7 protein-coding genes and 1 pseudogene are annotated in these 8,584 nt (G+C 65.2%); 3 read left to right on the forward strand and 5 right to left on the reverse strand.

Annotated features, from left to right (window positions below; all coding sequences use genetic code 11):
- Positions 1-223, forward strand: a pseudogene (locus tag H1B27_RS39165) (IS5/IS1182 family transposase); the annotation flags it as partial.
- Here H1B27_RS39165 and H1B27_RS39170 read toward each other — a convergent pair.
- The 5 genes from H1B27_RS39170 to H1B27_RS39190 form a co-directional block, all read right to left on the reverse strand.
- Complete coding sequence (locus H1B27_RS39170) at positions 207-1,601, reverse strand: MATE family efflux transporter (protein WP_197969714.1); 1,395 nt, start codon at positions 1,599-1,601, stop codon at positions 207-209. The pseudogene H1B27_RS39165 and the gene H1B27_RS39170 sit on opposite strands and share 17 nt — an antisense overlap.
- Position 1,602: 1 nt before the next feature.
- Complete coding sequence (locus H1B27_RS39175; RefSeq protein WP_197969715.1) at positions 1,603-2,337, reverse strand: MBL fold metallo-hydrolase; 735 nt, start codon at positions 2,335-2,337, stop codon at positions 1,603-1,605.
- A gap of 21 nt (positions 2,338-2,358) precedes the next feature.
- Positions 2,359-2,664, reverse strand: coding sequence for a DUF6460 domain-containing protein (locus H1B27_RS39180; protein WP_028181545.1), 306 nt, complete (start codon positions 2,662-2,664; stop codon positions 2,359-2,361).
- Between the two features lie 289 nt (positions 2,665-2,953).
- Positions 2,954-4,831, reverse strand: coding sequence for an ATP-dependent DNA ligase (locus H1B27_RS39185; RefSeq protein ID WP_197969716.1), 1,878 nt, complete (start codon positions 4,829-4,831; stop codon positions 2,954-2,956).
- The gene (locus H1B27_RS39190; RefSeq protein ID WP_197969719.1) at positions 4,828-5,865 is read right to left on the reverse strand and encodes a ligase-associated DNA damage response exonuclease; all 1,038 of its coding nucleotides are present in this window, start codon (positions 5,863-5,865) and stop codon (positions 4,828-4,830) included. The genes H1B27_RS39185 and H1B27_RS39190 overlap by 4 nt, the downstream gene beginning before the upstream one ends.
- Positions 5,866-5,928: 63 nt before the next feature.
- On the opposite strand from H1B27_RS39190, the gene H1B27_RS39195 reads away from it, so the two are divergent.
- Both H1B27_RS39195 and H1B27_RS39200 read left to right on the forward strand, forming a co-directional pair.
- Positions 5,929-6,855 carry a class I SAM-dependent DNA methyltransferase gene (locus H1B27_RS39195; RefSeq protein ID WP_197969717.1) on the forward strand — a complete coding sequence of 309 codons (927 nt, stop codon included), beginning with the start codon at positions 5,929-5,931 and terminating at the stop codon, positions 6,853-6,855.
- Positions 6,856-6,970: 115 nt separating this feature from the next.
- Positions 6,971-8,200: an ABC transporter substrate-binding protein gene (locus tag H1B27_RS39200; protein WP_197969718.1), complete on the forward strand. Its 1,230-nt coding sequence runs from the start codon at positions 6,971-6,973 to the stop codon at positions 8,198-8,200.
- The last annotated feature ends 384 nt before the right edge of the window (positions 8,201-8,584 follow it).

The following is an 8,584-nucleotide window of genomic DNA, read 5'->3' on the forward strand; positions in this document are numbered from 1 at the left end:
CCGTTCCGCCATCGAACCCATCATCGGACACCTGAAGACCGATGGCCACCTCGGCCGCTGCTACCTCAAAGGCCGCGCCGGCGATGCGGCCAACGTCATCCTCTCAGCCGTCGGCCACAACTTCCGCCGCATCCTCGCCTGGATCAGAGAACTCTTGTGCCTGTTCCTGATCCAGCTCTGGCGCACGCGCGCCTGTCCGGCCCCGCTCAATTCGGCTTCTTAACGGACGACTGCGGAAACTCCCCCTCATCCCAACCTTCTCCCCGCAAGCGGGGAGAAGGAGAAGAAAACGTCGCGCGATACAGCGCCGGATAGCGCGCGCCCTGCAAGCCGCCGCGGGCGACGTAGAATGCGATCAGCGCGCACCACAATCCGGCATTGCCGAACGATTGCAGCGCCAGCCAGACGCCGAAAAAGATCGCGAGCGATGCCAGCATCAGATTGCGCATCTCGCGCGCCCAGGTCGCGCCGACATAGATGCCGTCGAAGCCGAAGGCGAACACGCCGGGGATCGGCGCAAGCACGATGAACGGCAGGAACTCGCGCGCGGCGCGGCGAACATCCTCACTGGCCGTCATGACATTGATCAGGTTGGGGCCGAACAGCGCGAACAGCACGGCGACGACCAGCGCGAAGCCGAGGCCCCAGAGCAGCACCAGTCTGGTCGAATCCGCAAATCCCCTGGCGTCGCGCGCGCCAAAGCTCCGGCCACAGAGCTGCTGGGCTGCGTTGGCGAGGCCGTCGAGGAAGAAGGCGCTGACCAGGAGGAAATTGTTGAGCACGGAATTCGCCGCCAGCGTGACGTCGCCGGCGCGCGCGCCCTTGGCGGTGAAGAACAGGAACACAGCGATCAGCGCCGCCGTGCGGATCATGATGTCGGAGTTCACTGCCAGCAGACGCATCAGTTTTGCGCGATTGAACAGCGTTGCGCGGGGCACCCTGAAGCCACCGTCCGCATAGCGGCGGCAGACGACCACGCCGAGCACGAAGCCGATCGTCTCCGAGAGCAGCGCGGCGACCGCCGCGCCGGCAATGCCGGTGTCGTAGACCAGCACCAGCAGGATCGTCGCCACCATGTTGATGAGGTTGATGACGACCTGGAGCGCGAGGGCGGGATTGGCGCGGGCCTGCCCGACCAGCCAGCCGAGCACGACGTAATTGGCGAAGGCGAAGGGCGATGACCAGATCCGGATCATGAAATAGGTTTTCGCCGCGCGCGTCACGCCTTCGCTGCCGCCCATCAGGTCGAACAGCACCGAGGTCAGCGGCAGTTGCAGCGCGATCAGGCCGGTGCCGATCAGGCCGGCGACGATGAAGCCGCGTACCAGGATCGCGGTCTGCTCGCGCGTCTCGCCGGCGCCCAGCGCCTGTGCGGTGAAGGCGAGCGTGCTCATGCGCAGGAAGCCGAACAGCCAGAACAGGCAGTCGAAGATGACGGAGGCCATCGCGACGCCGCCGAGCAGCGCGGCATCGTCGAGCCGTCCGATCGCGGTGGTCGAGACCACGCCGATCAGCGGCGTGGTCAGGTTCGCGACCATCGCCGGTCCCGCGATGGAGAACACCTGTCGGGAGCTGATCCTGGGATGAACCGGCGCGTGCATGTCAGAACACGAGCACCATGCCGTCCTCTGCAGCGAGATGCGGCACTTCGCCCAGACGCGACAGCATGTCCTCGCTCATATGGGTGAGGACGAGCCGCTTGGCGCCGATCGCCGGCAGGTGCTGTTCCAAGGTCTTCAGGCTGAGATGGTTCTTGACCACCTTCTCGTACATGTAGGCTTCCGCGATGAAAAGGTCCGCGCCATGCGCCAGCGGAATGAGCGTCTCCGTCCATTCGGTATCGGCGCTGTAGGCGAGCGTGCGGCCCTCGGCCTCGACGCGATAAGCCAGGAAAGGCCCGCCGGATTCGCCGTGCACGACCGGATAGGGTGTCACCGTCACCGCGCCGAAGCTTCGGCCTTGCTCGGGGGCGAGTTCGACCACGTTCAGCTCGAACCGCTGTTGGGTGCTTGAGGAATGCTCGAACAGCGCTTCCATCACCTGGGCAAGCCGCGCCGCGATGCCTTTCGGACCCGCGATCGTCAACGGCCGCGTCCGCCGCGAGAATTGCGCGTCGAGCAGGACAAACGGTAGCCCGCCAAAATGGTCGCCGTGGAAATGCGTGATCAGGATCAGATCGATCTCGTTGCAGTCGATCTCGAGCCGCTTCAGCGCCGGCAGTGCCGACGCGCCGCAATCGATCAGGAAGTTGGCCTCGCGCCCGGAGACGTGGAAGCAGGTGTTGAGCCTGCCGCCGGAGCCGAAAGCATCGCCGCAGCCGACAAAGCGCAATTGCATCGGCCGCGAGCCTTCAAAATCTCACCGGCCGCGCGGCGCGCCGAAGACGCGCGAGAGCAGCCAGATCGGGATGACGATGACGGCGCCGAGCAGGAAGTAGCGCCACAGCCAGTTCACGGCATCGAAGCCGAGATCCCAGAGACGCTGGAACAGGAGACGAATGCTGGTGATGATGTTCCAGGGGTCGAAGCCGATCGCGGCCAGCACGACGCCGACCAGGATCGAGAGCAGGACCAGGCGAAACGCGACCGCCAGCGGGGAGCCGCCGAGAAAGCGGTGCAGGCCGTCGCTGCGGCCGGCCGGCAAATCTCTGACGTCTTGGACCATCGCAAACTCCTCAGGGGATTCGACCCCATTATAGGGCACGGCGAGGCACATGGGGAACCCGCAAGCGAGCGTCAATCGGGTTACCAGGGTTTAATTCGGGCAAACGTGTGCCGCGAGCTCCCTGTAACCTTTCCCGCTTGCGGAAGAGGTCGCGCCGAAGGCGCGGGTGAGGGTTCTCGCCTTGGGGGAATCCCACTGCGGAGACAGCCCTCTCCCCACCCCTCTCGCGCAAGCGGGAGAGGGAGCGGACTGCGTTCGCAGCGGCGATCGAACCTGACCTCAGAACGCTTCACATTTCGATCTCCGCCGCTTCCGATTTCAACATCTTCTCCAGCGTTTCCAGCCGGTCGGCCTCGCGCGGCGGCTTGTCCCAGCGCAAGCGGCTGATGCGGGGAAAGCGCATGGCGACGCCGGACTTGTGTCGTGGCGAACGTTGCAGCCCCTCGAACGCGACCTCCAACACCAGCCCCTTGTCGCCCTCGTGCACGACATGACGCACGGGGCCGAACTTTTCCGTGGTGTTGCGGCGGACGAAGCGGTCGATCTGGAGCAGCTCCTCGTCCGTGAAGCCGAAATAGGCCTTGCCGACCGGCACCAGTTCGTCGCCGCCATCGCCCTCGGTCCAGACGCCAAAAGTGTAGTCGGAATAATAGGACGAACGCTTGCCGTGGCCGCGCTGGGCATACATCAGCACGGCGTCGATGATGTGCGGGTCGCGTTTCCACTTCCACCATTGGCCCTTCGGCCGCCCGGGCAGATAAGGCGCATCGCGCCGCTTCAGCATCACGCCTTCGACGGCGTCCGCATCCTCGCCGGCACCTGCGCTCGCCGGATCGGCGCGCGCGGCGGTCAGCGCGTCCCAGCTTGTGAAAGGGACCGTGGGCGACAGGTCGATCCGGGGATCGTCGAGCTTCCCAACGAATCTCTCCAGCCGTTCGCGTCGCTCGGCAAAAGGCAGCTCGCGCAGATCATTCTCGTCGTCGCCAAGCAGATCGTAGGCGCGAAGGTGGATCGGAAACTCCTTGATCAGCTTCGGCGAGACGACCTTGCGATTGAGGCGCTGCTGCAGGACGTTGAAACTCTGCACGCGGCCCTCGCGCAGGATCAGGAGCTCGCCGTCGATGGCGCCGGGCAGGTGCAGCGACGGCACGAGGTCGGGAAAGCTCCCCGTGATGTCCTCGCCGGTGCGCGAATAGAGCCGCGCCGTGATGCGGCCGCGATCGTCCCGCCCCGCGACCGCCTGCACGCGGATGCCGTCCCACTTCCATTCGGCGATGTAGTCGGCGGGATCGAGCGCGGCGAAATCCGTGTCCTCGATCGCATGCGCCAGCATCACGGGCCGGAACGGCGCGGGATCGCGATTGACGGGCTTTTCGGCGCGTCCCTCCAGCCAGGCAAACAGGTCGAGATAGGGCGGGATGAGGCCTGGCCAGATCAGCTCGACCTCATGCGGGTCCTTGTCGCCGAGTGCGGCGGCCGCGGTCTTGGCGAGGCGCGCGGAGATCCCGATGCGCAGCGCGCCGGTGACGAGCTTCAGCAGCGCCCAGCGGCCGGTCTCATCCAGCTCGTCAAGCCAGCGCTCGAGCTGCTTCGGCAACTCGGTCCTTCCGAGCGTGCGCAGCGTGGTGACGACTTCGGTGAGCGTCGGCGCCGGTGGGTTGTTGTGGTTGCTTGGATGGAGCGTATCATTGCCATCTCGCCCGCGGTACCCCCCTCCCTGCCCCTCCCCCACAAGGGGGGAGGGAACGGAAAGAGTTTTGCCTCCATCACTCGCTAAACAATTCTCAGCTGTGGTTCTCACTGAAAGCGCGGCACTCCGCTGCGCTCCCTCCCCCCTTGTGGGGGAGGGTTGGGGAGAGGGGTAGCCCGGAAAAGATTCGCTATTGTTTGCGTCGCGCCGAGGCCACATCAGGGCCACGGTCTCCGAGAGGTCGCCGACATAGTCGTAGCTCAGCCCGAACAGCACCGGGTCGGTGCGCGCCGCGATGAGATCGCGGATCAGCGCGGGCTTGGCATGCTTGAAGCTGAGCGCGCCGGTCAGCGCGGCCAGCGCATAGCCGCGGTCGGGATCGCCGACCTCGCGGAAATAGCCGGTGATCAGCCGCAGCTTGTTGTTTCGGCCGGGCTCGTAAGCGAGGCGGTCGAGCAGTTCGGCGAAGCGATTCATGCTTCGGCCTCGTCTGGAATCGGCGTCTCGCTCTCCTCCTCGTCGCCATAGCCGACGAGATCGAGCGGCCGCGCTTTCAGGCCTTTGCTCCGGCACCAATGCACCAGCGCATCTTCCTGGCCGTGAGTGACCCAGATCTCGCCCGCGCCGGTCGCGGCGATCGTCGAGGTAAGGCCGTCCCAATCGGCGTGGTCGGAGATCACCAGCGGCAATTCCACGCCGCGCTGGCGCGCCCGGGCGCGCACGCGCATCCACCCTGACGCGAAGGCGGTGACGGGATCGGGAAAACGCCGCGTCCAGAGATCGGAAGTCGCCGAGGGCGGCGCCAGCGTGATGGTGCCGGCAAGGGCCGACTTCTTCACGCCCTTCACCGGCCTCAGCTCGCCGAGCGCGATCCCGCGGCTCTGGTAGTAGTGCGTGATCTTCTCCATGGCGCCATGCAGGTAGATCGGGGCGTCATAACCGGCCTGCCGCAGCAGCGCGATCACGCGCTGCGCCTTGCCGAGCGAATAGGCGCCGACCAGATGCGCGCGCTCCGGAAACAGCGCAACGGAGGCCAGCAACTTCTTCACCTCGTCGGCGGCATCGCCATGGCGGAATACCGGCAAGCCAAACGTGGCCTCGGTGATGAAGACGTCGCAGGGCACCAGCTCGAACCGGGCACAGGTCGGATCGGCCGCGTCCTTGTAGTCGCCGGAGGCGACGATGCAGGTCTCCTGGCACGTCACCGCGACCTGCGCCGAACCCAGCACGTGGCCGGCCGGGTGAAATCTGACGCGGACGTCGCCGAGCCGGATCTCTTCGCCATAGCGGATGGCTTGCGTCGAGCCGGCAAAGTTCTCGCCATAGCGCAGCCGCATCATGTCGAGCGTTTCCTGCGTCGCCAGCACCGCGCCATGGCCGGCGCGGGCATGGTCGGAATGGCCGTGGGTGATCACGGCACGCTCGACCGGCCGGACAGGATCGATATGAAAGCCGCCGGGCTTGCAGCACAGGCCGGCAGCAGTTGGCAGCAGGATGTCTTGCGGACGCATGCCTGCTATATAGGTCGCGTCACCGCATCTTCGAGTCATCACCGCTTCGTTCCCGGTTCCTCAATGCCTCTGCGCCTGTTCCTGTCCTCCGGCGATCTCATGGCCGACCGCCGTTTCGAGTTCGCGCGCGATCTCCAGCTCAAGGGTGATCTGCCGGCGGCCGCGGACCTGCTGGAGCAGGCGATCGAGCTTGCGCCGAACTTCACCTCCGCCTGGTTCACGCTCGGCGAGATCCGTCGGCAGCTTGGCGAGCGCGACAAGGCGATCGCGGCTTTTCGCAAGGCGCTCGACTCCGATCCCGAGGACCGGCACGGCGCCGGCCTGCACCTGATGCGGCTCGGCGACGCGGAGATGGCGGAGATGCCCAAGGCCTATGTGCAAACGCTGTTCGATCAATACGCGCCGCGCTTCGAGCACACGCTGATCAACGATCTCGGCTATCGCGGCCCGAGCCTGATCTTCAAGGCGGTGCTGGCCGCGCGCGGCGCCGCCAAGAAGCCGGCCTACTTCAAGCGCACGATCGATCTCGGCTGCGGCACCGGGCTTGCGGCCGCCGCCTTCGCCAAGCAGGTCGACCACTTCATCGGCGTCGACCTGTCACCGCGCATGATCAAGGAGGCTCGCGCGACCAACCTCTATGCCGAGCTCGAGATCGCCGACATGATCGAAGGCTTGCGCACCAAGGCGGCCGAGAGCGCAAATCTCGTCGTCGCTGCGGACGCCTTCGTGTATCTCTCCGATCTCGCGCCGGTGCTCACCGAAGCCAGGCGCGTGCTCGCGTCGAGCGGCGTGCTCGCCTTCACGCTGGAGACTCATGACGGCAGCGGCATCGTGCTCGGCGAAGGCCTGCGCTATGCCCATTCAGCGGAATATGTCCGCGACGCGATTGCCAAGGCCGGCCTCGAGCTGCTGACACTGGAGCTGGCTTCGCCGCGCATCGAGAACAACGAGCCGGTGCGCGGCTTCGTCGTCGTCGCCGAGAAAACTTGAGTCTAGGCGCTAGCACCGCGCAATATGAGCGTCATTGCGTCGCAAAGTTGCGACTCCCCACTTGCGAGCTGCGCTGCGATGTCAGCACAATGCCCTCGCTAGGGAGAAACAAATAATGACGAAGAATCCATCGCGGCGCGATTTCAGCGCCGCCGCGCTCGCCACCATCGCCGCATCCACCTTGCCCGCGCCTTATGTCTGGGCCGCAGAGAAGAAATACGACGCGGGCGCCAGCGACACCGAGATCAAGATCGGGCAGACCGTGCCGCATTCCGGCCCCGGCTCGCTCTATGGCGTGCTCGGGCGCATCGGCGAAGCCTACTTCCAGATGCTGAACGAGAAGGGCGGCATCAACGGACGCAAGGTCAAGTTCCTCACCATGGATGACGCCTACAGCGCGCCGAAATGCGTCGAGGCGACGCGGCGCCTGGTCGAGCAGGAGGAAGTGCTGGCGCTGTATGGCTCGCTCGGCACCGCGCCGCAGACCGCCGTGCACAAATACCTGAACTCCAAAGGCGTGCCGCAGCTCCTACTCAACACCGGCGCGTCGAAGTGGAACAACCCGAAAGAGTTCAAATGGACGATGGCGGGGCTGCCGCTCTATCCGACCGAGGCGCGCATCCTGGCCCGGCACGTCGTCAGCGTGAAGCCGAACGCGAAGATCGGCATCCTCTACCAGAACGATGATTTCGGTCGCGACTTCCTGGGGCCGTTCAAGAAGGTGCTGGCCGATGCCGGCGGTACCGCTCAGGTGATCATGGAGCAGACCTACGATCTCACCGAGCCGACCGTCGATTCCCAGCTCATCAACCTCTCGAAATCGGGCGCCGACGTCTTCTACAACATCTCGACCGGCAAGGCGTCGTCGCAGTCGATCCGTAAAGTGGCCGAGCTCGGCTGGAAGCCGCTGCAATTGCTGTCGGCGGGGTCGACCGGCCGCTCCATCCTGAGCGCCGCGGGCCTCGAGAACGCCACCGGCATCGTCGCCATCCGCTACAACAAGGAGGTCGGCCTTCCCAAATGGGAGAAGGACCCCGACGTGATGGCGTTCGAGGAGCTGCGCAAGAAGTACACGCCGGCGATCGACCCCGACAACACCATCGCCTTTGCCGGCTACGGCCAGGCCGTGACCATGGGCGAGATCCTGCGCCGCTGCGGCGACGAGCTCACCCGCGCCAACGTGCTGAAGCAGGCATCGACGCTCGCGGGCTTCCACTCGCCCTACTTCCTCGACGGCGTCACCTACAGCTACACGCCCGAGAACTACACGCCGATGAAGACGCTGTTCATCTCCACCTTCACCGGCAAGGACTGGGACATCTCCGACAAGCCGATGTCGGAGTAGGCCTGGGGCACGAGGCGAGCGCCGCCGTCTCTTCCCTTCTCCCCTTGTGGGAAAAGGTGGCAGAGGCGGCCTTCGGCCGCCGTTATTTAGTCGTCCGTGAAGAGCGGCTAAGCGATTGAGCTAGAATCGCATTTGTCTTTGTGGGCTGTTTTGCGATTGCAGGGTTTTGATGCTTGGGGCATCGGAACCTTGCAATTTCATTTTCAGGATTCCGTCGAATCGCCAGTCATGATTCCGTCGTCGCATCGGAGGTGGCGATGCGACCGAAGAAGCACAGGACGACGGAATCGGGCGATCTGTTCCGGGCCAGGCTGGACCAGATCATCAATATGAAGCACGAGCTGGTTCAGCTTGCCGGCAAGGTCGATTGGGACTGGATCGACG

Origin of the sequence: Bradyrhizobium diversitatis (assembly GCF_016031635.1) — a bacterium.
GTDB classification, from domain to species: Bacteria; Pseudomonadota; Alphaproteobacteria; order Rhizobiales; family Xanthobacteraceae; genus Bradyrhizobium; species Bradyrhizobium diversitatis.

Excerpts from the sequence above, each read along its gene's own strand:
- H1B27_RS39170 (WP_197969714.1), bottom strand. The coding sequence starts at position 1,601 with ATGCACGCGCCGGTTCATCCCAGGATCAGCTCCCGACAGGTGTTCTCC.
- H1B27_RS39175 (WP_197969715.1), bottom strand. The coding sequence starts at position 2,337 with ATGCAATTGCGCTTTGTCGGCTGCGGCGATGCTTTCGGCTCCGGCGGC.
- H1B27_RS39180 (WP_028181545.1), bottom strand. The coding sequence starts at position 2,664 with ATGGTCCAAGACGTCAGAGATTTGCCGGCCGGCCGCAGCGACGGCCTG.
- H1B27_RS39185 (WP_197969716.1), bottom strand. The coding sequence starts at position 4,831 with ATGAATCGCTTCGCCGAACTGCTCGACCGCCTCGCTTACGAGCCCGGC.
- H1B27_RS39190 (WP_197969719.1), bottom strand. The coding sequence starts at position 5,865 with ATGCGTCCGCAAGACATCCTGCTGCCAACTGCTGCCGGCCTGTGCTGC.
- H1B27_RS39195 (WP_197969717.1), top strand. The coding sequence starts at position 5,929 with ATGCCTCTGCGCCTGTTCCTGTCCTCCGGCGATCTCATGGCCGACCGC.
- H1B27_RS39200 (WP_197969718.1), top strand. The coding sequence starts at position 6,971 with ATGACGAAGAATCCATCGCGGCGCGATTTCAGCGCCGCCGCGCTCGCC.